Here is a 23,771-nt window from a genome sequence, read left to right as displayed (position 1 = left end):
GCTTTATGGGAATTGCGAATTGGATGAATGGATGGACGGCAATTTTTCCATTAGCCGTCCTTCTTTATTACTTTTTCAGAAAACGTTATGAAATACAAACAATATCTTCAACCCTTTTTTGGGAACAATCTATGCAGGAAACAAAAGTATCTCCGTATTTGAAAAACCTACAAAGAAACGCATTGTTTTATTTACAAATGCTCGCTTTACTACTCTTTGTTTTTTTATTGCTGGGTCCTTTTATTGATCAAGAAGAAGTGATGAGTGATCATGTGATTTTAATCGCAGATACTTCAGCATCAATGCTCGTTGAAAAAAAGGATGGAACTTTATTTTCCGAACATCAAGAACGAATGAAGAAGTTAGTAGACGGTCGAGTGGATCAGGCGGTGACGCTGATCACGACAGGTAAAGAACCAACTGTGATACTTCGTGAAGAAACGGATCCGCAAAAAGTTCTAGATGCAATTGGAAGTCTCACAGTCAATTATGAACATGAGTTCATGGACCGTTCCATCGAGTTTGCACAGTCTATAGCGGCAAGCAGCAGTGCAGATATTCATGTATACACAGATTCATTTGATCGAGCTGCTGTTCCAGAAGGCGATGGCAAAATAGGTTGGACCATTAACAGCAATCCAGATATGAAGATGAATGTTTCGATTGATAAGTTTGGTGCTGTTCAGTCTGAGGATGGCATTGAGGCTATTGTGAAGATATCTAACCAATCCGAGGAAATGAAACAAGGCGAAATTCATATAAAGGATGGATTAACAGGGGTATTAATTGCCAAAGAAATTTTTGAAATTGAAGCTTTAAGCGACTTGCTCGAGTCTTTTAAAGACTTGCCAAACAGTAAAGCTGTACATGCGGAACTGGTCGTAGAAGACAGTTATAAAGCAGATAATAGTGCTTATGCCCTTCTTGGAAATGAAAAAAATGAAGCCATAATAGATGGGAACCTCCATGAACTCGTAAAAAAAGCATTTGAAGCCGCACAATTAGAAGTTACAATCGGCTCTGTAAACGAAATGTCCCAAGCTCAAGAAATATCGATTATCGTTACGAATGATGTCTCTTTTCTAGAAAAAGGAACAAACCCGATTATACTGATTGGACGAAATGATTCTACTGCGGAACCTGTATCCGGTGTGGTCGAAAGCACAACAGATCCGTTGTTTTCAATAGTGGACATAAGCAATGTGTATGTGAGTGAGCTGTATCCTCCAGTTGAAGGATTGACAACGATTGCATCTATAGATGAAAAACCATTCATACAAAAATCGAGCCGCGGAGATGTAGTAATTTTAGCCGATATTGAGAAGACGGATTGGCCACTGCATCCATCCTTTCCTCTGTTTATATGGAGCTCAGCAGAATTACTTCGAACTGAAGCGAATGTTGCTGGTTCATTTACACCGAATCAACGGAAATCAATCGTTTCAAGTGAAATTGAACTTTTTACGAATGAAGATGAATATGTTACAACGTTTACCGAGGGTTCAAGTTTTAGAGCACCAGAAAAACCTGGAATTTATAAGTTGCGTGAGGGCGAAAATGAAAAACTCTTCACGGTACAACTAGAGGACGATGAGAAAGAAGTTTTGACAAACACGTCTTTTACGATTACTAAAACAAACAGCGATGGCAGTGCGGAAACAGGTAAGAAGTTCATTGCGGTTGTTTTTTTACCATTATTTATATTAATGATTATGCTGATTGAGTGGGAGGTGCAAAGAAGACGTGGATATCCGAATTGACCAACCACTATGGCTGCTGCTTCTTATACCCATTGCTATTTATATTGCATTTACGTGGCGCTCATCTGCATTAAAATGGAAAAGTAAAGGAATGCTTCTTTTTGTTCTAAGAAGTACAGCACTCGTTCTTTTGGTGTTTGCACTTACAGTCCCTTACTTCAATTTAAAGGTAGAGGAAGAACAAGTATTGTTCGTTGTAGATCGATCCATTTCAATTGATGATGCTGGAGTTTCAGCAGATAAGTGGATTGCCGAAAGTTTAAAAGCTAGAAAAGAGCAACAATCTGTTGGTCTTTATTCATTCGCAAAAAACTTTCGTACAGACGCTCTGTTAACGGATGCAAGTGTCTCCGTTTCTGTTTCAGAAGACATTGAGGAAAAGGACGAAACAGATATTGCTAAAGCGATTGATATGGCAACTTCCGTTGCAAATAAAGATTTTGCTACACGAATTGTTCTTGTTTCCGACGGCAATGAAACGGTTGGTTCGACTCTGGATTTATTGCCGAAGTTTTCAAACGGCAGGATACAAATAGATACGTTACTTGTAGATACTGCGACAACAAACGATGCCTCAATCACTGCTTTTGAAACACCAAAAACGTCTTATAGCGGTGAGAAACAGTTGTTGCAAGTAGAAGTAGATTCATCGTCAAAAACGGTTGGAGAGCTCTATATCTATCGAAATGATTCAGAAGTTGTAAAACAATCTATAGAACTCGAACCAGGCAATAATGCTTTTTCCTACCGAATCGATTCTGTTGGAGAAGGTTTACTGAAATATGAGGCAAAAATCATTGTGCCTAACGACCGGTTTTTAGAGAATAATCGAATGCTATCCGTAACCATTATGGAAAGTTCACCTCGCGTGCTTGTTGTTGAAACAAAACGAAGCCCATCAAGCATTCCATCTCTTCTTGATCAAGAGGCGATTGAGATAGATGTTGTGAGTGCAGAAGAATTACCTGAAAACTTATCTGGTTATTTAGGATATGGAGCAATTATATTTGATAATGTGCCCGGTCACACTGTTGGCGAAAATAAAATGGCGATGATTGAGCAAGCAGTGAAAAATTTCGGCACTGGATTTATGATGGTTGGTGGAGATGAAAGCTTTGGTCTTGGGGGCTATTTCAAATCGCCACTTGAGCGTATTTTACCTGTGGAAATGGAAGTAAAAGGGAAAGAACAGCTTCCGTCTCTTGGATTGATGATTGTCATGGACCGTTCAGGAAGTATGTCCGGTCAAAAAATTGTTTTAGCAAGAGAAGCTGCCGCACGGTCGGTTGAATTGCTAAGAGATGATGATACTTTTGGATTTATCGCTTTTGATCATCAAGTGTGGGAAGTGATTCCAGTAGGTCCACTTGGGAATAAAGAGGAAGCAATCGAGAATATTCTTTCAGTTCCCGCTGCAGGAGGGACAGATATTTTTCCAGGAATGAAAAAAGCGTATGAAGATCTTGAAGACTTAAATCTACAAAGAAAACATATTATTTTACTTACAGATGGTCAATCTCCAATGCCGCCAGATTACGAAGAGGTTCTTTCAAGGGGGAAAGAACATAATATTACAATGTCAACGGTTGCAATTGGATCGGATGCAGACGTAGGTTTACTTGAAAGTCTTGCAGAAAATGGAGGGGGACGATTCTACGATGTTGCAGATGAATCCACCGTACCAGCAATACTGTCAAGAGAAACGGCAATGATTACAAGGACGTATATTGAGGATAATCCATTTTATATGACCCTTGGGAATGTCCCAGAATGGACGTCCCTCTTTAAAGAAGGGGTCCCTGAAATAAATGCGTACATCGCTACTACAGCAAAGAGTACAGCGACAATTATAGGTGAAAGTCCCAAGGAAGATCCAGTTATTGCAGAATGGATGTATGGTCTTGGTCGAACAGTTGCGTTCACATCCGATTCTTCAGGAAAATGGGGCGGCGATTTAGCAAGATGGTCCGGTTATTCAGAATTTTGGAATACGGCCATCGCTAGACTATTGCCATCCTACTTGGAAGTACCCTATATCATTACGCATGAACAAGGTGGTAATTACACAGTAACGGATAGTTCACGCCAAGCGGCATTCCTAGACATTGCCATCGTAGATGAAGCCGGAAAAGAAGTACCTTACACCTCAGAACCGCTTGCACCCGGAAAAGTTCGTGTGACCGTTGATGCAGAGCCAGGACTCGTCTTTTTTGGTGTAACAGATGATAAGGGTGGATTGTTTGAGGCAGGCGTCTCAGTCCCTTACAGTGAAGAGTACAAACCCTTACGAGCGAATGCTGCATTAATGGAGAAAATAGCAACTCAAACAGGCGGAATCGTATTGGATACACCGGCAGATGCTTTTCGCAGCCATCCCTTTAAAAGTGCAGAAAAAAAACCAATTGCACAGTGGTTGATCCTAACAGCAATGATTCTATTTTTCTTAGACATCACACTACGCCGTTTCGGTATGTTTAAAGGTTTTGGAGCAAAACGAATTCCAGAGTCCAGCATAGAGAATGTTTCAGTGGCGGAAGATACGATGTCTGAGCTTTTGAAAGCGAAGAGAAAACGCTAAACTCTATGTAGAAAGTGAAAAAAGGCAACTTCCCTTAAAGAGCGATGGGAAGGTGCCTTTTTATTTTTTTTTGTCTATCCTTTTTAAATAGGTTTCCGAGTATACAGTTGCTTTCCGTTCCAGTCGGACGCGTTCCACGGGGCGGGCGGTGAGCCGCATCGGATCGCTATCGCTCCCTGCTGGGTCTCACCTGTCCCGCTTCATCCCGCTGGAGTCACCGACTTGCACTCCAAGCAACTAAGATTGCACATTGAAAATGGCAAGAAATATATGGAGATAGCCTAAAAGGAGGATTACACTGCTTTAGGGAAGTTCACTTGTTTTCTATTGATATCGAACTTATATTACCCACACTTTTTAGCTGATTGGAGTGCAGACCGGCGACTCCAATGGGATTAAGCTTGACGCACGCCCCATGGAACGCGTCCGGTCGGAACGGAAATCAGCGGGTATCAGCAAAAATATCTTGAATCAATGTCTTATATTGTACAACCTTTTCTGTTGTAAGTTGATTTCATCAAGAACCCAAATCTGACAACAAAGTTCGATTTTTGCCCGCCCATATAAACGCAATGGTGAAACATGTGAGTAAAATGACCGTACCAATAATATATGGAAAAGACATATTAATATCGAATAATGTACCCGCCAATGCTGGACCAATCATATTTCCTAAACTCATATAAGCCGTCATCATACCCGCTGCAAAACCCTGTTCATTACCAGCGAGCTTGGAAACAAGCGTGTTAACCGCTGGCCTCAATAAAGAGGTCGCTGTAAAGAAGATTGCAGAAACAAGTAAAATGGACCAAAACATATGAACGAATAAAATACCAATCATTGCGAACGCTGCAATAACAAGATTCACAAGAATTACACGCATCTCTCCGAAACGCTTAAAGAGCTTATTGATGATAAACGTTTGTGCAATAACACCCACAAATCCTCCAGCTGTTATGATTATGGCAATTTGTGTAGGAGTGTAAAAGTATTTTTTATCCACATAAATCGAAATGGTGGATTGGAAGTTTGCTAAACCGAACGAAAATACAAACATAACAATGAGTATTACAAAATAAGATGTACGAGTTGAACGCTTCATTTGTTTGAATAAGTTTTCTCGTTTCACTATTGTAGCGGGTTCGGTAGTGACTTTGGGTGGGGGATTAGGTAATGCAAAATAGGAAATCGTCGCCGCAACAAGTGCTGCCGTAGTGGCAACGTAGAAAGGAAACTCAAGACTAATTCGTGAGAAAAACCCGCCAATTGCAGGCCCAATCATAAAGCCAAGTGACATAGAAGCCCCTAAGAGACCCATACCTTTACCACGTTCTTCATATGTCGTAATATCGGCAACGAAAGCCATCATGGGCGGTATGATAAATGCGGATCCCAATCCAGAGAAAAATCTTGAAACGTATAACATCCACAGTTCAGTAGATATTCCAAAAGTAAGCTGTGAAATTCCGAAAACAATGAGTCCGAAAATAATGAGTTTTTTGCGGCCGTGCTTATCCGATAAATCACCAGCAAGAGGAGAAAATATAAATTGCGCCAATGAAAACGTGGCAATTAGAAATCCGAGCGTCTGTCCCGCAACACCAAACGTATCTAAATACTGGGGCATGATGGGAATAATAAGTCCGATTCCAGACATAGCGATAAACATATTAAACATAAGTACATAAAGCGCAAACTTATTTGCACGATTCGTCATTCTACTACCAACTTTCAAAAATACTTCGAGTTCCTAAATTATACTATTATTAAAGTTTAAAGTACACATCATTGAATTATAAAAACGCCCCAATTATAGAGTAGGGGCGTTAGAATCGTTATTTCATATCCATTTTAAACTCTAGAAACAATTCGTTATAAATACCGAGCATTTCGAGTCCAAGATTTTTATAAACTTCTAGATGATCACGCGTTTCCTCATCGGGATAAAATCGTTCATCTTCAGTTACTTCACTATCCATTAATTTCATTGCTTCAAAATTAGGTGTTGAATAGCCCACATAATCTGCATTTTGTGCCGCAACATCCGCATCAAGCATAAAGTTAATAAACGCATGAGCTCCTTCGATATTTTTAGCCGTTCTCGGAATGACAATATTATCGAACCATAAATTGGATCCTTCTTCAGGTACGACATAGTTAATGTCTTCGTTTTCACTCATCATGTCAGCAGCTTGCCCGGACCATGTCAGTGAGATTGCTGCTTCACCGTTAATCATAAGCGGTGTCACTTCATCACCAATTACAGCTTTAACATTATTGCTTAACGTCTTCAATTTGTCTGTTGCTTCACGTAATTCGGCTGGGGAAGTGGAGTTTAATGAATAGCCCAGAGAATTTAATCCCATTCCTATCGTTTCGCGTGCACTATCCACTAAGATAATTTCCTGCGTAAGCGTTGGATCCCATAAATCATCCCAGCTTTCAAAAGTTTGTCCTTCTAATAACTCAGGATTATATGCAATGCCAAGAGTTCCCCAAAAGTATGGAAGTGAATATTTATTGTTAGGATCGAATGGTAAGTCCATAAAATAGGGATCAATGTTTTTAACATTAGGAATCAAGCTGTAATCAATGGGTAATAGTAAATCTTTTTCGGCCATCATTTCAATCATATATTCGGAAGGCATTGTAACATCGTATGCAGTTCCGCCTTGCTCAACTTTTCCCATCATTCCTTCGTTTGAATCAAACGTTTCGTAAGTGACCTTTATTCCGGTTTCTTGTTCGAATTGTTTTAATAAATCAGGATCAATGTATTCTCCCCAGTTGTAAACCGTTAAAGAATTTTCACCTGAACGTCCACTGCCTTCATTTAGCTTTGAATTGACAAAAGAAAGTATAGCGGAAACAACTAAAATTAATACAACGGCTCGTAAAATATCCTTCATTTCATCACCCCCGAAGATGGTGTTTTTGTTCTACGACTCAGTGCGTAATATCCAAAAACGATAGCGACTGTAATGACGAAGATGAGTCCTGTTAATGCGTTAATGGTTAACGTGATTCCTGTTCGAGCCATTGAATAGATTTCTACCGACAATGTTGAGAATCCATTCCCAGTAACAAAGAACGTAACTGCAAAATCATCAAGTGAATAAGTCAAAGCAAGGAAAAATCCTGCGAAAATTCCCGGCTTGATAAATGGAATGATCACTCGAGTCAACACATCGCGTTTCGTTGCACCAAGGTCAACAGCTGCGTCGATAAGTGTAGGACTCATTTCTTGCAACTTCGGCAATACCATAATGACAACAATTGGAATACTAAAAGCAATGTGGGAGATTAACACGGATGCAAAACCGAGTTTCACTCCAAGTATTGTAAATAGAATGAGAAAGGACGCCCCTATAATAACATCAGGACTCACAATCAAAATAGTGTTTAAAGATAATACAGCATTTCTCATCTTCTTATTCTTAATGAACACAATTGCGAGCGCACCTAGAACTCCGATTGTGGTTGAGACAAGTGCGGATAATAATGCGATGACAATAGTGTTTAGTAAAATACTGATGAGTCTTTTATCTTCAAAAACAGCTGCATAATGCTCAAGTGTGAACGATTCAAAACCAGACATCGATCCACCAGAATTAAAAGAGTAAAAAATCAAGTAAAAGATTGGTGTATATAAAATTATGAAAATGACCGCTAAAAAGAGTTTTGGAAACTTATTTAACTTTTCCACTTCCAGACACTCCTTTCTCGCTACCAGTCGTTATGATCATAATAATAAACATGAAAAGAATTAGGAATACAGCGATTGTAGAACCCATTCCCCAGTTCTGTGTAACGAGGAATTGCTGTTCAATAGCAGTTCCGAGTGTAATCACTTTGTTTCCAGCAATGAGTCGCGTGATCATGAATAACGAGAGGGCCGGAATGAAAACTACTTGTATTCCAGACTTAACGCCATTCATTGTAAGGGGAAGAATCACTCGTCTAAATGTTGTCCAAGAATTTGCACCAAGATCTCTTGCAGCGTCAATAAGTGCTGGATTTAGTTTGTCGAGCGAATTGAAAATAGGTAAGATCATAAAAGGTATAAAGATATATACTGCAACGAACACAAAACTGAAATCTGTAAATAAGATTTGTTGCTTGCCAAGTCCGGTCATTTCTAAAAATGCATTGATTGGACCGTATAAACCAAAGAGTCCGATAAAGGCATATGTCTTCAATAATAAGTTTATCCAAGACGGAATGATGATTAGTAATAACCAAAGTTGTTTGTGTTTTGTTTTTGTTAAAAAGTAAGCAGTTGGGTATGCAAAAAGCAAAGAGAATAGTGTAATTAGAAATGCATACCAAAACGAACTAATGGTTAATTTTAAATAAACCGAAGAAAAAAAGTTCTTATAGTTATCAAGCGTGAAACTCCCAGTTAAATCTAAAAAGGAATAATATACTATAAGGGCAATTGGTGTTAGTACAAAGAGCAAAATCCAAGCAACATATGGAACGTTATAGAGCGGGCGTAATGGTTTATTGTTCATTGCTTGGTACCTCGTACGCCTCAAGTCGTGCATCGAAATCTTCTTCCGTTTCATTTAAACGCATAACATGAATGTCTTCGGGATTAAAATCGAGGCCGACAATCGAACCAACTTCGGCTTTTTTCGTTGAATGAACGAGCCACTCATTGCCGTCCTCGTCGTATGTGGAAAGTTCGTAATGAACACCACGGAACAATTGCGTATCGACCGTTACGTTTAGCTTCCCGTTATCAACTGTAGTGAGTTCAAGATCTTCTGGTCGTAATACCACATCCACTTTTTCGTTCGGATTGAGACCTTTATCAACGCATTCAAAAGTTTTACCGGTGAATTTAACAAAATAATCTTTAACCATCACACCAGGTACAATATTCGATTCACCAATAAAATCGGCCACAAATCGATTAATAGGTTCGTCGTATATATCAAGGGGAGTCCCTGATTGTTTGATTTCACCATTATCCATAACGAATATTTCATCTGACATTGCGAGAGCTTCTTCTTGATCATGTGTTACAAATACAAATGTCTTTCCAAGTCGTTGTTGCAATTCACGTAATTCATATTGCATTTCAGAACGCAATTTTAAATCTAGGGCCGAAAGTGGTTCGTCAAGCAGAATAACTTCGGGATCATTGATGATTGCACGTGCAATAGCGACACGCTGTCTTTGACCGCCAGACATTTCAGAGATTTCCCTCATTGCGTAGCCTTCTAGATTTACGAATTTAAGTGCTTCTTCTACGCGTGTATCGATTTCCGCTTGCTTAACTTTTTTAATTCTGAGGCCGAATGCAATGTTTTCAAAAACATTCAGATGGGGAAAGAGAGCGTAATCTTGAAAAACGGTATTTACTTTCCGTTCATTCGCAGGAACGTCGTTCATTTTCTTTCCGTTAAACAAAATCAAACCTTCCGTCGGTTCTATAAAACCTGCAATAAGACGAAGTATTGTAGTCTTACCACATCCAGACGGACCCAGTAGTGTATAGAACTTACCGCGCTCCATTTCAAATGAAACACTTTTTAGGACAGTTGTATCTTCGCTGTATTTTTTCATTACATTTTCAAATCGAATAATCGGTTGTTTTTTCATCGTAATCCTCCTTCGGTATTCTTTATAGATAGGAATGCGTTGCAACAAGAATGATTTTGCTTTCTCCGTTGTGTGCATTCAGTAGTTTGTGACTTTCAGAACCATCGTAATACACTGCATCGCCTTTACTGGCGGTGTAGTTTGTATCCCCATGTTCAATAGTGATTATGCCAGACAACACATAAATGAATGTCTCGGAAAGGGAAGGCTCAAACTTCTTGAATTCCCCTCTTTTGTTAAATGTAATTAGAACAGGTTCCATTTCATTTTCATTGGATCTTGGAACCAACCATCGCATACTGTAATTTAGCACGTCGTCAAAGTGAACGGTTTGTTCTTCTGTTGAATAAACAACTTTTGTCACCTTTTTGGAATCATCGAAAAAGTCTTTTGGTGTTGTTCCTAATACTTCAAGTAGGGAAAAAAGTGTTTCTATAGAAGGAGAATTTAAATCTCTTTCAAGTTGAGAAATATGTCCTTTCGTTAAATCCGTTCGTTCTCCAAGTTCTTCCTGGGTAAGACCATTTTTTAATCGTAAACTTTTTATTTTGGGTCCAATTTGCATAAAAAGATCTCCTTCAAAAAAGTAAAGTATAGTTTTAGTTAACTTATAGTTTATTTTTACTACGTTTTAATTATACGAATATTATTTTAGAAATCAAGTACTTTTAAAAAATGTATAAAACTAAATCATTTGAAATTGAGATTTATCTATAAAATATGGTACAATACATCGAATATGAGGAGGGGTACTATTGGGAAAGAAAAAGGTGTTTTATTTGGACCCGGATGAACGAAAATGGACGATGGAGAACCTTGGTCTAAACATATACGACTTTCAAGACCTAGCATTAATGAACAAGAAAATAGAAGGCACTTTTCTTGCCAGAGACAGAAAAATTGTCGCTTGGACGGACACTTCCAATCAATGTCCCGAATGCTCAGGACCATTAAAATTCAATGATGAATATGATTCGAAATATTGTATTTCATGCAATGAATGGCAAGAATCGTCGTGTGATGATCCGACATGTGATTATTGTTCTGCCAGGCCCGACAAACCTTCGGACTTATAATCGACAAAGTTGTCATAAAGCCGTCATACTTCTGTATGTAAAGCCCTTAACGTAGGCATGGAGTTTGAATTCATATAGGATTTTTGATAATCTAAGGATAGATTGTGCAGTACAAATTGTACTGACACAAAAGATGTCTTGGAGGGATTTTTATGATAGAACGTATGGTAGGAAAACAAGCCCCGGATTTTACAATGGATGCAGTACTTGCTGATAAGAGTTTTGGAAAAGTAAGCCTTGCAGAAAACATGAAAAATGATAAATGGACAGTTTTATTCTTTTATCCAATGGATTTCACTTTTGTATGTCCAACTGAAATCACTGCAATGTCCGATCGCTTTGACGAGTTTGAAGATCTAGATGCTGAAATTATTGGTGTATCTACAGATACAATTCATACGCATCTTGCTTGGATAAACACAGATCGTAAAGATGGCGGACTTGAGCAGTTAAAATACCCATTAGCAGCGGATACAAATCATTCGGTTTCAAGTAGCTATGGCGTTTTAATTGAAGAAGAAGGAATTGCACTACGTGGTCTGTTCATCATCAATCCAGAAGGCGAACTACAGTATCAGACTGTGTTCCATAATAATATTGGCCGTGATGTTGACGAATCACTACGTGTTTTACAAGCTCTTCAAACTGGTGGACTTTGCCCAGCTAACTGGAGACCAGGTCAAAAAACACTATAACTTTTTAAGATTTAATAGTAAACAACAGATCCCCGCGCATACTATTGGCTGTGGGGATCTTTTAAAATTAGGAGGATATAAATATGAAACTACGCGATCCATTGCCTGAACTAAACGGTGCTACTGCATGGTTAAATGGCGAAAAAACGAAGTCAGAACTCGTTGGCGAAAAGCCTACACTTATTCATTTTTGGTCTACCAGCTGCCACTTGTGTAAAGAAGCTATGCCAGAAGTTAATAATTTTCGGGATAAATATCAAGAAGACTTGAATGTTGTAGCAGTTCATATGCCACGTTCAGAAGATGATTTAGATCTTGCAGAAATTAAAGCCGTTGCTGCTGAACATGACATCACACAATCCATATTTGTGGATAGTGAGATGAAATTGACAGACGCATTTGATAATCAGCATGTTCCTGCTTATTATGTCTTCGATAAAGATGGTCAACTTCGCCATTTCCAAGCCGGTGGTAGCGGTATGAAAATGCTTGAAAAACGTGTGAACCGTGTACTTGATGAAATGAAAAAAGATTGATATAAAGTCCAGTTACGCACTATTTGCGTAACTGGACTTTTTTAATATATAGATTAATAATAGTATGGTAAGTAAACTTGCATAGAGCATTTGATAGTGCTTATAATTGTACTATTGAAGTTGGCATTCATTAAATGGACAGGGGAGATAACGGTATGAAAAAAGAGTTTGTTGTAATCGGACTTGGTCGATTTGGTGGAAGCATTGTAAAAGAATTAATAGAACTTGGTGCAAATGTTATGGCGATTGATATTTCTGCAGAACGAGTGGACGATTACGCAACAATCGCAACACAGGCCATTGTGGCGGATACGACGGATGAAGCAGCTCTTAAATCTCTTGGTATCCGCAATTTTGAGCATGTTGTTGTCGCTATTGGGGAAAGCATTCAAGCGAGTATTTTAACAACATTGATGCTGAAAGAAATTGGTGTGAAAAAGATTACGGTAAAAGCACAAAATGATTATCATGAAAAAGTTCTTAGGAAAATCGGAGCAGACCAAGTGGTTCACCCCGAACGTGATATGGGCATCCGAATTGCAAACAATATGGTTTCAAATAATATATTGGATTATCTTGAGTTATCTGATGAGCATTCCATAGCGGAAATTAAGGCAAATGAAAAACTCGCAGGTTCTACACTTGTAGATTTAGATATCCGTGCAAAGTATGGTGTCAACATTGTTGCGATAAAGCGTGGAAAACATATATTAGTATCTCCGCAAGCCATTGAAAAAATTGAGTATGAAGATATTTTAATCGTTATAGGATCTGATGACGATATTCATAAATTTGAAAAGAAAGCACTTCATTAAAAAAAGATTCTTTGTCAAATGACGTTGGTGTAGAATTTTAGCCTGCAATAATTGATATTTTTATTTGCTAAAGGACTGTCCAGAAAATCAGTGGAAATAGATTGTTGTGGCAGTCCTATTATAGGTTTACAAGTATGCCGTTGCATTCCGTTCCAGGCGGACGCGTTCGGGAGGGCGGGCGGTGGACCAACCGAAGAGCAAAGATGTGCTCATAACGCTTCGCTTTTACTCGCAAAAGCCGTTCTTCATGACGGCTCTCGCTACGCCGCCGTTGGTTGTTTCACCTGTCCCCGGGAAGAATTGAAATTCATTCTTCCTAAATCCTCCCCGAGTCATCTTTAGCCGCGGGCCCACCCGAAGTGGGTCATGCAGTCGTTACGACAGGACGTCGTGGTTTTAGACTGCCTTGCACTCCAAGCAACTAAGATTGCACATTAAAATAAGTTGAAGGTATATGGAATTTGTCAATTCCGTAAAATGTTCAAGAATAAAATTATAGTGCTTAATAGCGTGACCGATTATTAATTGCTCTGTTTATAAAGTGGTTTTGGTAGACATTTATTCTGGAAAAATATCCCTTTTTCTTTATTTATTTTGAACTTATATTTACCACATTTTTTTTGCTGATTGGAGTGCAGACCGGCGACTCCAATGGGATCGGCGCGAATGTCGAGACCCCACAGGAGCGTGGTTTTCGCGACGAGGAGGCTCGACGAGTGCCCCATGGAACGCGTCCGGTCGGAACGGAAATCAGCGGATAGCCGGATTCATTAGCATCATATATATTTAAATATATATGATGCTAATGAAATTTCACCCCTTTCTTCTATTTTCTGAAGGAGGGGATTTTTTCACTAATATAATTAATTGTAAAAACAAAAAAATCCCGTACATGCATAAGTCTTATGCATGTACGGGATTTTTGTTTTATACTTCCATAATTACTGGAAGTACCATAGGTTTTCTTTTTGTTTTTTCATATAGATAAGGCCCAAGCACATCTGTGATTTCAGACTTAAGTGCTGAAATATTGGATGGTGAAGATGCAAGTTTGCCTTGTAATTGTTTAGAAAGCATTCGTTGTGCTTCGTGAATCATCACACCAGATTCTCTCATGTACACAAATCCACGAGAAATAATATCTGGACCGGATACGAGTCGATTATTTTTTGTATCAACCGTAGCAACAACAATGACTAGACCGTCTTCTGAAAGGATTCTTCGGTCGCGTAATACTACGCTTCCAATATCTCCAATTCCGCTACCGTCAATATACACGTCACCTGATGGAACACGACCTGCTTTACGAGCACTATCAGCAGTCAATGCAAGTACATCACCGTTGCCCAAAATAAATGTGTTATCTTGTGGAACATCACAATTAACAGCGAGTTCGGTATGCATTTTCATCATACGGTATTCACCGTGAATCGGCATAAAATATTTTGGTTTGATAAGACGAATCATTAATTTCTGTTCTTCTTGGGATCCATGTCCAGAAGTATGAACATTACTAAGAGAACCGTGTATAACATCTGCACCTGCTCGGAACAATGAGTTAATGGTTTTATTAATACTCAGTGTGTTACCCGGAATAGGTGATGAAGAGAAAATGACTGTATCGCCAGGCTGAATTTGAACTTGACGATGTGTACCATTTGCGATACGTGACAATGCTGCCATTGGTTCACCTTGACTACCTGTACATAGAATCATAACTTCATTTGCGGGTAATTTATTTAACGACTGTGTATCAATGAACAATTCCTTAGGTCCGTTAATATAACCTAATTCCCGGCCTATTGTTATTGCATTATCCATACTGCGCCCAAATACAGCGATTTTTCTGCCGTATTCTTGTGCTGAGTCGATTACTTGTTGGAGTCTATGAATATTCGATGCAAAAGTCGCAAAAATAATACGGCCATCTACTTTTCGATAGATTTCATTTAGATTTTCTCCAACTTTACGCTCAGACATTGTGAAGTTTGGTATTTCAGCGTTTGTACTATCTGAAAGAAGGCATAGTACGCCGTCTCCGCCAATCTTAGCCATTTTTGTTAAATTGGCAGGTTCGCCAACAGGTGTGAAATCGAATTTGAAATCACCAGTATGAACAATGTTACCTGACGGAGTCTTTACGACAACCCCGAATGCATCAGGAATACTATGGGTTGTCCTAAAGAAAGTCACCGATGTTTTTCTGAACTTGATAACATCATCTTCGTCTATTGGAATCATCTGAGTTGTACGTAAAAGTCCATGTTCTTCCAATTTGTTTCTAAGCAGTCCTAATGCAAGTTTTCCACCATATACAGGCACGTTCACTTTTCGAAGTAAATAAGGTATACCACCGATGTGATCTTCGTGACCATGAGTAATGAAAAGACCTTTTATTTTATCCACATTTTTTTCTAAATACGCATAATCGGGTATTACATAGTCGATACCTAGTAATTCATCGTCTGGGAATTTAATTCCCGCATCAATAATAATAATTTCATCTTGAAACTGTACGCAATACGTATTTTTACCAATTTCGCCTAGTCCGCCTAGGGCAAAAACTGCAGTTTCGTTATTTTTAATGGGTGTCATATGTTATACCTGCTCAAGCTGAAAAGACGCTGAAGCCTGTTCATATTCAAGGTGACTTCCTTCAAGGATTTGAACGTACTCAATATTGTATTCTCTGTCAGCAAGCATTTCGCGAACGATTTGCTCGGATTCTGCTTTGATGTAAAGACTTTGAGTATTTTCGCGGACGGGTATTTGTAATCTGTTTGCTTGATAATAAACTTTAAAAATCATTGTTAGCTCTCCTTTTTTTACGTTCGATTGAAACCATTAATATTCATATTACCATGACACTTCTGTAAAATAAAGAAAAGCCCACCAATTTAATCGGCAGGCCTTAAATATTAGGCAATTGTTTTCTTTCCGAGTATGCCATTGAGCCGTTTCAACAGTTTCCGTTTCAGGCGTTTATACATGGCGAACCACTCCTTAGACACCATTATACAGTTAACTGAACCTTCTGTCAAGATGGACTAGTCGCGATCAAAAGGAACAGCATTTGGGATCTCTTGGAACGGATCGTTTTTGTTAATGTGATCGTAAAACATAACCCCATTTAGATGATCAAGCTCATGTTGGAAGGCTATTGCAGCCAAACCTTTCAATCTTTTTTTGAAACTTTTCCCCTCTAAATCGTAAGCCGAAATAGTAATGCGTTTGTAACGTGGGACGAATCCTTTGATATCTCTGTCGACTGACAAACATCCTTCTCCAGAACTGAGATATGTTTGTTCCACAGAATGACTAACGATTTTTGGGTTGATGGCCACAAAACTCAGCGGTTCTCCTTCGATTTCTGTAATGTGTAAGGCGAAAATTCTTTTAGATACATCTATTTGTGGAGCAGCCAGACCAATACCGGCTCTTAAATTATATTTATCTGCAATGTCGGGGTCGTGACTATTAATTAAATATTGAAGTAGTTCTTCCGATATTTCTCGGGTTTTGTCAGTTAGTGGGAATTCAACTTCTACAGCCTTTTTGCGAAGTGCCGGATGCCCTTCGCGCACAATATCTTTCATTTGAATCATTGTATTATCTTCCTTTCAACACTAATAATGAATAATATAACACAAAGTATAATCTATTCGTAAAAAGCTTGAAAGTAATTGAGCATATGGTTGAATCTTTTTACTTTTACCGATATAATTTAGAAAGAAATGAAGGGGTGAATTTGTGAGAAAACACATTTTAGTATGGACTATTTTAAGTGTGATGGTCTTATCTGGATGTAGCATTGGTGACACTGTTGAAAAAAGACTTTCAGACACTTTAACTGAAATACATACAGCAGAACAAGATTACCGAGATGTGCAATCCGATTTATACAAGATTGAACAAAAGGAACAAGAGCAATTTGAAAGTATTATGAAATTGACTCAAAAACAAAAAGATGAACTGGAATCTGGAGTTGCTGAACTAAAAAAGCTTCAAGACGAGCGTTCTTCACTTATTGAAGATGAAGTAGCTTCAATGAAGAAAGCCAAAGATTTGGCAGAGTCCTTTGATGTAGATATTAAAAAAGCAGATGAAGAGACGATAAATGCAATTCAAACATTAAAAACAGCAACTATAGAAAGATATGATTTACATTCGGTTTTAATTTCTGAATATAAAAAACTTCAGGATCACCAAAACAACCTTTATGATCTGCTCGTAAACGAAGAAACTGAATTACCGGAGTTAAAGGATGAAGTTGATAAAGTAAACATCCAAAATGAAAAAGTTAAATCGGCAATTAATGCATTTAATGAGTCCACTAAAGAAGTGAACACTTTAAAAGAAGAATTGTTTTCGAGTTTTGAGGATGAAAAATAAGGGAATATCTAACGACTAGATGAGCAACGTCTCACTAGTCTTTTTTTTATGGATAAAAATAGCATTCTATTATAATACAGTCTGCACATTGTACTAATACAGTTTTTTAGTTTCTGTATTTCCAAATATCAATATTGTGGAAATACTGAGGCGAGTACTATGTTTGACCATTCCATTATGTTTCAGTATACTAAGTATTGATATGGTTGTACCAATTAATAAACACAAGTTTCATAATACAGTTGATAAAGGAGAGTTGCCGAAATGGCTGCAAAAAACTCGAAGCAGTTCGATCCGGTGAAAACGCTTCACGAGATTGAAGAGAAGTTTGAAATGTTCCAAATTCTGAATGAGGAAGGCGAAATCGTTAATAAAGATGCTGACCCGAAAATGTCTGATGACGAGCTTACTGAACTAATGACACGTATGGTATATACGCGTATTTTGGACCAACGTTCGATTTCACTTAATCGTCAAGGACGTCTTGGTTTCTATGCACCTACAGCAGGTCAGGAAGCATCACAAATTGCATCACATTTTGCACTTGAAAAAGAAGACTTTATTCTTCCGGGATATCGTGATGTTCCACAAATGATTTGGCACGGATTACCATTGTCTATGGCGTTTTTATGGTCCCGTGGACATTTTCATGGAAACGCAATTCCTGAAGGTGTAAACGTATTCCCACCACAAATTATTATCGGTGCACAATATATCCAAGCGGCAGGTGTTGCACTTGGAATGCAAAAACGCGGTTTGAAATCCGTCGCTATGACATATACAGGTGATGGTGGAACTTCACAAGGAGACTTCTATGAAGGAATAAACTTTGCAGGAGCATTCCGCTCGCCAGCAATTTTTGTTATTCAAAATAACCAATATGCAATTTCTACACATCGTGATGTTCAAACTGCTGCTAAAACACTGGCACAAAAAGGAATTGCGGCAGGTATACCGAGTATTTTAGTAGACGGTATGGATCCTCTAGCTGTTTATGTAGCTACACGAGACGCTCGTGAGCGTGCAGTGAATGGTGAAGGACCAACATTGATCGAAACGTATTGTTACCGATACGGTCCACATACGATGGCTGGAGACGATCCGACTCGTTACCGTACATCTGAAACAGACAGCGAATGGGAAAAACGCGATCCGTTGATCCGTTTCCGCAAATACTTAGAAGAAAAAGGTGTTTGGGATGAAGCGAAAGAAGAAGTTGTAATCGAGCGTGCAAAAGATGAAATTAAAGAAGCTATTAAATTAGCGGACGCTGCTCCAAAACAAAAAGTAACAGATTTCATTAAAATAATGCATAAAGGCGATATGCCGTATAATTTGAAAGAACAATTTGACATCTATACAGAGAAGGAGTCGAAGTAACCGATGGCACAATTAACGATGATTCAAGCAATAACGGAAGCTATGAAGACCGAGCTGAAGAATGATGAAAACGTTCTTGTCTTCGGTGAAGACGTTGGAAATAACGGTGGCGTATTCCGCGCTACTGAAGGTTTGCAAAAAGAATTCGGTGAAGACCGGGTATTTGATACTCCTCTAGGTGAATCAGGTATTGGTGGACTTGCAATTGGACTTTCTTTAACTGGTTTTCGTTCTGTTATGGAAATACAGTTTTTCGGTTTCCTATATGAAGTTATGGACTCCGTAAGTGGACAACTTGCTCGTATGCATTACCGCAGTGGCGGAAGTTTTAATGCACCAGTAACAATCCGTGCACCATTTGGCGGTGGCGTTGCTACACCAGAGATGCATGCAGACAGCTTGGAGGGACTTGTTGCCTCACAACCTGGCTTAATCGTTGTAATCCCTTCGACTCCATATGATGCTAAAGGACTCTTGATTTCTGCAATTCGTGATGATAATCCAGTTATTTTCCTAGAGCATATGAAGCTGTATCGCTCGTTTAGACAAGAAGTTCCGGAAGAAGAGTATACAATTCCTCTTGGCAAAGCAGATGTGAAACGTGAAGGAACAGATTTAACTGTTATCACTTATGGTGCAATGGTTCATGAAAGTTTGAAAGCTGCTGAAGAACTGGAGAAAGAAGGGTATTCACTTGAAGTAATCGATTTACGTACAGTACAGCCGATCGATATTGAAACAATTATCGCATCTGTTGAAAAAACAAATCGTGCAATCGTCGTTCAAGAAGCTCAAAAACAAGCTGGAATAGCTGCAAACGTTGTAGCAGAAATTACAGAGCGTGCAATTCTTAGCCTTGAAGCACCGGTACTTAGAGTTGCATCGCCTGATACGATTTATCCATATGCACAAGGTGAAAACTCTTGGCTTCCAAACGCAAAAGACATTATTGAGACAGCTAAAAAAGTACTAACATTTTAAGATTAGATTGAAATTTGAAAGGGTGAATCGCATATGGCATATGAATTCCGTTTACCAGATATTGGGGAAGGAATCCATGAAGGTGAAATCGTAAAGTGGTTTGTTGCAAAAGGCGATAAAATCAATGAAGACGATACACTTCTTGAAATCCAAAATGATAAAGCGGTTGTAGAAATTCCTTCACCTGTTACAGGTACCGTGTTGGAAATCGTAGTTAGTGAAGGAACGGTTTCGGTTGTAGGGGACGTTTTAATTCGTCTGGATGCTCCGGGTTATGAAAGTATGCATCCGAATGAAGAAGAAGCTGAAGCGACAGAAGAAACTGAATCTGGGGTTCAGGGAGCTGCAGAAGCCGGACAACCAATCGAACAAGAAGAAGCTCCAAAAGATGATGCTGCAAATGAAGATAAGAACACAGCTGTGAAACCTGACGAGAAATCAACAGAAGTTGACACAGATCGTCGTATCATTGCTATGCCGTCTGTACGTAAGCATGCACGTGATAACGATGTAGATATTAAACTCGTTGCTGGATCAGGTAAAAACGGTCGTGTCCTTAAAGAAGATATAACATCTTATATGGACGGTGGACAATCATCGGAAGAAGAAGTTGATACGCAAGAAAATGTGTCAGCACAAACTAAAGATGAGCAGAAGGATAAAAAGGTTTCATCGGAACCTGTCTATCTCGAAGGTGATTTCCCTGAAACACGCGAGAAAATGACTAGTATTCGAAAAGTGATTGCAAAAGCTATGGTCAATTCAAAGCACACAGCTCCGCATGTTACGTTGCTTGATGAAGTAGATGTCACTGAACTCGTTGCACATCGCAATAAGTTTAAAGGGATCGCTGCGGAAAAAGAAATCAAACTTACGTACTTACCATATGTTGTGAAAGCACTTGTTAGCACGTTGAAAGAATTCCCAGAGCTGAATACATCGTTTGACGATGAAACAGAAGAGGTCATTCAAAAGCATTATTATAATATCGGAATCGCAGCAGATACGGACCGCGGACTTCTGGTTCCGGTTGTAAAGCATGCAGATCGTAAATCAATGTTCGCTATTTCTGAAGAAATCAGTAGCTTAGCCGTGAAGGCTCGTGATGGTAAGTTATCACTTGCTGAAATGAGTGGCGCTACATGTTCAATCACAAATATTGGTTCTGCAGGTGGGCAGTGGTTTACCCCGATTATTAATCATCCTGAAGTTGCGATATTAGGTATTGGTCGTATTTCTGAAAAACCAATAGTTAAAAATGGTGAAATTGTTGCGGCACCTATGTTAGCATTATCATTAGTGTTCGATCATCGTATGATAGATGGAGCAACTGCACAACATGCATTGAATCACATTAAGAGATTGCTGAGCAATCCCGAATTATTATTAATGGAGGCGTAAAAATGGTAGTAGGAGACTTTCCGATTGAAGTTGACACACTTGTAGTAGGATCTGGACCAGGTGGCTATGTTGCAGCTATTCGTGCAGCACAGTTAGGTCAAAAAGTAACAGTTGTAGAAAGAGAAACAGTTGGCGGTGTATGTCTGAACGTTGGATGTATTCCATCAAAAGCTCTAATTGCTGTAGGTCACCGTTTTGCAAATGCGAAAGATTCAGAGTCTATGGGAATCACTTCGTCTGACGTGAAAATTGATTTTACTAAAGCGCAAGAATTCAAAAACGGCGTTGTTAACAAATTAACGGGTGGGGTTAGCGGACTTCTAAAAGGTAATAAAGTTGATTATCTTTCAGGTGAAGCTTATTTCGTTGATGCAAACACAGTTCGTGTAATCAATGACGATTCTGCACAAACGTATAAATTTAAAAATGCAATTCTCGCTACAGGAGCACGCCCGGTTGAAATTCCAGGCTTTAAATACTCAAAACGCGTCATCAACTCAACTGGCGCATTGAATCTTACTGAATTGCCAGAGAAACTTGTTGTAATCGGTGGAGGATATATCGGTACAGAACTTGGATCTGCTTATGCAAATCTTGGTTCAGAAGTAACGATTATAGAAGGCACAAGTGATATCCTTGCTGGTTTTGAAAAACAAATGACTCAATTGGTTAAAAAAGGATTTAAGACAAAAGGTGTCGAGGTTGTAACGAATGCATCTGCAAAAGGTGTTGAAGAAACTGAGACAGGCGTTACTGTTACGTATGAAGTAGGCGGAGAAGAGAAAAAAGTTGAAGCCGATTACGTACTTGTAACTGTTGGACGTCGTCCGAATACGGATGAAATGGGTCTTGAAGAATTGGGTATTAAATTTGCGGATCGCGGAATTATTGAAGTTGATAAGCAGTGCCGCACAAACATTTCTAATATCTATGCAATTGGTGACATTGCTCCAGGTCCACAACTTGCGCATAAAGCATCTTATGAAGCAAAAGTTGCTGCTGAAGCAATTTCTGGCCAAAAGTCTGAAGTTGATTACTTAGCAATTCCAGCGGTTTGTTTCACAGATCCTGAACTAGCATCTGTTGGTTATACAGAAAAAGAAGCAAAAGACGAAGGATATGAAGTTACAGTAGGGAAATTCCCGTTTGCTGCTAACGGACGTGCGCTTGCTCTTGATGCTACAGAAGGTTTCGTTAAGCTTGTCGCTCGTAAAGAAGACGGTCTGATTTTAGGTGGTCAAATTGCCGGTGAAAGTGCATCGGACATGATTGCTGAAATCGGTCTTGCGATTGAAGCGGGTATGACTGTTGAAGACGTTGCAATGACAATTCATGCACATCCTACTTTAGGTGAAATTGTAATGGAAACTGCTGAAGTTGTTATGGGTAAGCCGATTCATATGATGTCAAAATAAATCGTTAAACAAATGATGTCCCCAGGGCTGCACTATAGGCTGTGGGGACATTTTTGTTTTTGAAAAATATTGTAGCGTACAACGTATCGTGTTAACATATATGGATTGAAAGGGTGTAGAAAAATGACGAAAAAATATTTGGTATACATACTAGCGACACTAATACTTCTACTATCAGCGTGTTCTACTGACACTGCTAAAGAAGAAGTAAAAGATGAGGTTAAACAGAATGTTGAATCATCGGAAACGGTTGATGAGACAATCGAAGACGAAGCAGAAGATGAAGAGGTAGTTGAAGAAGTTGAGGTTGACGAAGTTATTGAACCACTTTACGAGCTAAATGCAAGTTGGGCACTTCAACCAATAAACGATGCAAATCCTAAGGTTGTTCTATTGACGATTGATGATGCACCGGATAAATATGCACTAGAGATGGCAAAGACTTTGAAAGGGCTAGATGCACCTGCTATTTTCTTTGTAAATGGGCATTTTATTGATACAGATGAAGAAAAAGCCATTTTAAAAGAGATTCATGAATTAGGATTTGCGATTGGAAATCATACGAAAACACATGCAAATTTAAAACAATCCTCTGAAGAACAACAAAAAGAAGAAATTTTATTTGTTAGTGATGCAGTTGAAGAAACGATTGGTGAACGACCAAAGTTTTTCCGTGCTCCATTTGGAGTCAATACCGATTTTAGTCGGGCACTCGTTTCGGACGAAAAAATGCTTCTTATGAATTGGTCGTATGGCTATGATTGGGAAAAGCAATATATGGAAGAGGCTGCCCTTGCGGATATTATGGTGAATAGTGAATATTTACGTGATGGAGCAAATCTTTTGATGCATGATCGTAAATGGACTGCGGCAGCATTAATGCAAATTGTAGAAGGTTTACGTGCTAAAGGATACGACTTCATTGACCCGAATACAATTAAAGGTGTGGAATAATTAAACTGAATTCAGCAGAAGTCTCCCGCTTCTATAAGTGGTGAGGTGAATGTGAATTCATTTCTATCAGTGGGGGTTCAAACTCCAGCTGAATGGGGAGGAATGAAGTTCAATTCCTCCTTGTTAAAGCCTCCGGCGGATGTCACAGATTTTTAGGGGAGTTTTTCGAGTAAACTCC

21 protein-coding genes are annotated in these 23,771 nt (G+C 38.9%); 12 read left to right on the top strand and 9 right to left on the bottom strand.

Features of this window, described 5'->3' with window-relative positions; genetic code table 11:
* Positions 1 to 5: 5 nt before the first annotated feature.
* Together ACFSFY_RS13430 and ACFSFY_RS13425 are read left to right on the top strand one after the other, a co-directional pair.
* On the top strand, positions 6 to 1,760 hold the full coding sequence (locus tag ACFSFY_RS13430) for a vWA domain-containing protein (protein WP_381538827.1): 1,755 nt from the start codon (positions 6 to 8) through the stop codon (positions 1,758 to 1,760).
* The gene (locus tag ACFSFY_RS13425; RefSeq protein WP_381538825.1) at positions 1,744 to 4,338 is read left to right on the top strand and encodes a VWA domain-containing protein; all 2,595 of its coding nucleotides are present in this window, start codon (positions 1,744 to 1,746) and stop codon (positions 4,336 to 4,338) included. Before ACFSFY_RS13430 ends, ACFSFY_RS13425 begins: the two co-directional genes overlap by 17 nt.
* Before the next feature lie 517 nt (positions 4,339 to 4,855).
* Here the strand turns inward: ACFSFY_RS13425 and ACFSFY_RS13420 are convergent.
* The 6 genes from ACFSFY_RS13420 to ACFSFY_RS13395 form a co-directional block, all read right to left on the bottom strand.
* Positions 4,856 to 6,055 carry an MFS transporter gene (locus ACFSFY_RS13420; protein ID WP_381538823.1) on the bottom strand — a complete coding sequence of 400 codons (1,200 nt, stop codon included), beginning with the start codon at positions 6,053 to 6,055 and terminating at the stop codon, positions 4,856 to 4,858.
* 118 nt (positions 6,056 to 6,173) lie between these two features.
* Positions 6,174 to 7,247 (bottom strand): ABC transporter substrate-binding protein, encoded by a 1,074-nt coding sequence (locus ACFSFY_RS13415; RefSeq protein ID WP_381538822.1) that lies wholly within the window; start codon positions 7,245 to 7,247, stop codon positions 6,174 to 6,176.
* Positions 7,244 to 8,044 (bottom strand): ABC transporter permease, encoded by an 801-nt coding sequence (locus ACFSFY_RS13410; RefSeq protein WP_381538821.1) that lies wholly within the window; start codon positions 8,042 to 8,044, stop codon positions 7,244 to 7,246. The genes ACFSFY_RS13415 and ACFSFY_RS13410 overlap by 4 nt, the downstream gene beginning before the upstream one ends.
* Positions 8,028 to 8,852: an ABC transporter permease gene (locus tag ACFSFY_RS13405; protein WP_381538819.1), complete on the bottom strand. Its 825-nt coding sequence runs from the start codon at positions 8,850 to 8,852 to the stop codon at positions 8,028 to 8,030. Before ACFSFY_RS13405 ends, ACFSFY_RS13410 begins: the two co-directional genes overlap by 17 nt.
* Positions 8,842 to 9,948, bottom strand: coding sequence for an ABC transporter ATP-binding protein (locus ACFSFY_RS13400; protein ID WP_381538817.1), 1,107 nt, complete (start codon positions 9,946 to 9,948; stop codon positions 8,842 to 8,844). The genes ACFSFY_RS13405 and ACFSFY_RS13400 overlap by 11 nt, the downstream gene beginning before the upstream one ends.
* 22 nt (positions 9,949 to 9,970) lie before the next feature.
* Positions 9,971 to 10,513, bottom strand: a complete 543-nt coding sequence (locus ACFSFY_RS13395; RefSeq protein ID WP_381538815.1) for a helix-turn-helix domain-containing protein — start codon at positions 10,511 to 10,513, stop codon at positions 9,971 to 9,973.
* Between the two features lie 190 nt (positions 10,514 to 10,703).
* Between ACFSFY_RS13395 and ACFSFY_RS13390 the strand changes: the two genes are divergently transcribed.
* From ACFSFY_RS13390 to ACFSFY_RS13375, 4 genes are all read left to right on the top strand, one after another.
* Entirely contained in the window at positions 10,704 to 11,024 is a 321-nt protein-coding gene (locus tag ACFSFY_RS13390) for a hypothetical protein (RefSeq protein WP_381538813.1), read from the top strand.
* Positions 11,025 to 11,176: 152 nt separating this feature from the next.
* Complete coding sequence (locus tag ACFSFY_RS13385) at positions 11,177 to 11,719, top strand: peroxiredoxin (protein ID WP_381538811.1); 543 nt, start codon at positions 11,177 to 11,179, stop codon at positions 11,717 to 11,719.
* Between the two features lie 83 nt (positions 11,720 to 11,802).
* Positions 11,803 to 12,255 carry a TlpA family protein disulfide reductase gene (locus tag ACFSFY_RS13380; protein WP_381538809.1) on the top strand — a complete coding sequence of 151 codons (453 nt, stop codon included), beginning with the start codon at positions 11,803 to 11,805 and terminating at the stop codon, positions 12,253 to 12,255.
* A 155-nt stretch (positions 12,256 to 12,410) separates the two neighbouring features.
* Positions 12,411 to 13,070 carry a potassium channel family protein gene (locus ACFSFY_RS13375; protein WP_381538807.1) on the top strand — a complete coding sequence of 220 codons (660 nt, stop codon included), beginning with the start codon at positions 12,411 to 12,413 and terminating at the stop codon, positions 13,068 to 13,070.
* Between the two features lie 927 nt (positions 13,071 to 13,997).
* Here the strand turns inward: ACFSFY_RS13375 and rnjA are convergent.
* The 3 genes from rnjA to def all read right to left on the bottom strand — a co-directional run bounded on the left by rnjA (position 13,998) and on the right by def (position 16,675).
* Positions 13,998 to 15,665, bottom strand: coding sequence for a ribonuclease J1 (gene rnjA, locus ACFSFY_RS13370; RefSeq protein ID WP_381538805.1), 1,668 nt, complete (start codon positions 15,663 to 15,665; stop codon positions 13,998 to 14,000).
* A 3-nt stretch (positions 15,666 to 15,668) separates the two neighbouring features.
* The gene (locus ACFSFY_RS13365) at positions 15,669 to 15,878 is read right to left on the bottom strand and encodes a DNA-dependent RNA polymerase subunit epsilon (protein WP_381538803.1); all 210 of its coding nucleotides are present in this window, start codon (positions 15,876 to 15,878) and stop codon (positions 15,669 to 15,671) included.
* 239 nt (positions 15,879 to 16,117) lie between these two features.
* The gene (def, locus tag ACFSFY_RS13360; protein ID WP_381538801.1) at positions 16,118 to 16,675 is read right to left on the bottom strand and encodes a peptide deformylase; all 558 of its coding nucleotides are present in this window, start codon (positions 16,673 to 16,675) and stop codon (positions 16,118 to 16,120) included.
* 145 nt (positions 16,676 to 16,820) lie between these two features.
* Between def and ACFSFY_RS13355 the strand changes: the two genes are divergently transcribed.
* The 6 genes from ACFSFY_RS13355 to ACFSFY_RS13330 all read left to right on the top strand — a co-directional run bounded on the left by ACFSFY_RS13355 (position 16,821) and on the right by ACFSFY_RS13330 (position 23,593).
* Positions 16,821 to 17,462, top strand: coding sequence for a YkyA family protein (locus ACFSFY_RS13355; protein WP_381538799.1), 642 nt, complete (start codon positions 16,821 to 16,823; stop codon positions 17,460 to 17,462).
* Between the two features lie 264 nt (positions 17,463 to 17,726).
* Positions 17,727 to 18,842 carry a pyruvate dehydrogenase (acetyl-transferring) E1 component subunit alpha gene (gene pdhA / locus ACFSFY_RS13350; RefSeq protein ID WP_381538797.1) on the top strand — a complete coding sequence of 372 codons (1,116 nt, stop codon included), beginning with the start codon at positions 17,727 to 17,729 and terminating at the stop codon, positions 18,840 to 18,842.
* Between the two features lie 3 nt (positions 18,843 to 18,845).
* Positions 18,846 to 19,823 (top strand): alpha-ketoacid dehydrogenase subunit beta, encoded by a 978-nt coding sequence (locus tag ACFSFY_RS13345; protein WP_381538795.1) that lies wholly within the window; start codon positions 18,846 to 18,848, stop codon positions 19,821 to 19,823.
* A gap of 33 nt (positions 19,824 to 19,856) precedes the next feature.
* Entirely contained in the window at positions 19,857 to 21,224 is a 1,368-nt protein-coding gene (locus tag ACFSFY_RS13340) for a dihydrolipoamide acetyltransferase family protein (RefSeq protein ID WP_381538793.1), read from the top strand.
* Positions 21,225 to 21,226: 2 nt separating this feature from the next.
* Complete coding sequence (lpdA, locus tag ACFSFY_RS13335) at positions 21,227 to 22,639, top strand: dihydrolipoyl dehydrogenase (protein ID WP_381538792.1); 1,413 nt, start codon at positions 21,227 to 21,229, stop codon at positions 22,637 to 22,639.
* A gap of 123 nt (positions 22,640 to 22,762) precedes the next feature.
* Positions 22,763 to 23,593, top strand: a complete 831-nt coding sequence (locus tag ACFSFY_RS13330; RefSeq protein ID WP_381538790.1) for a polysaccharide deacetylase family protein — start codon at positions 22,763 to 22,765, stop codon at positions 23,591 to 23,593.
* Positions 23,594 to 23,771: the final 178 nt, after the last annotated feature.

Origin of the sequence: Sporosarcina siberiensis (genome assembly GCF_042681925.1) — a bacterium.
Lineage (GTDB): Bacteria > Bacillota > Bacilli > Bacillales_A > Planococcaceae > Sporosarcina > Sporosarcina siberiensis.
The sequence above is the reverse complement of the archived record's forward strand: the minus strand, read 5'-3'. Positions and strand labels throughout refer to the sequence as shown.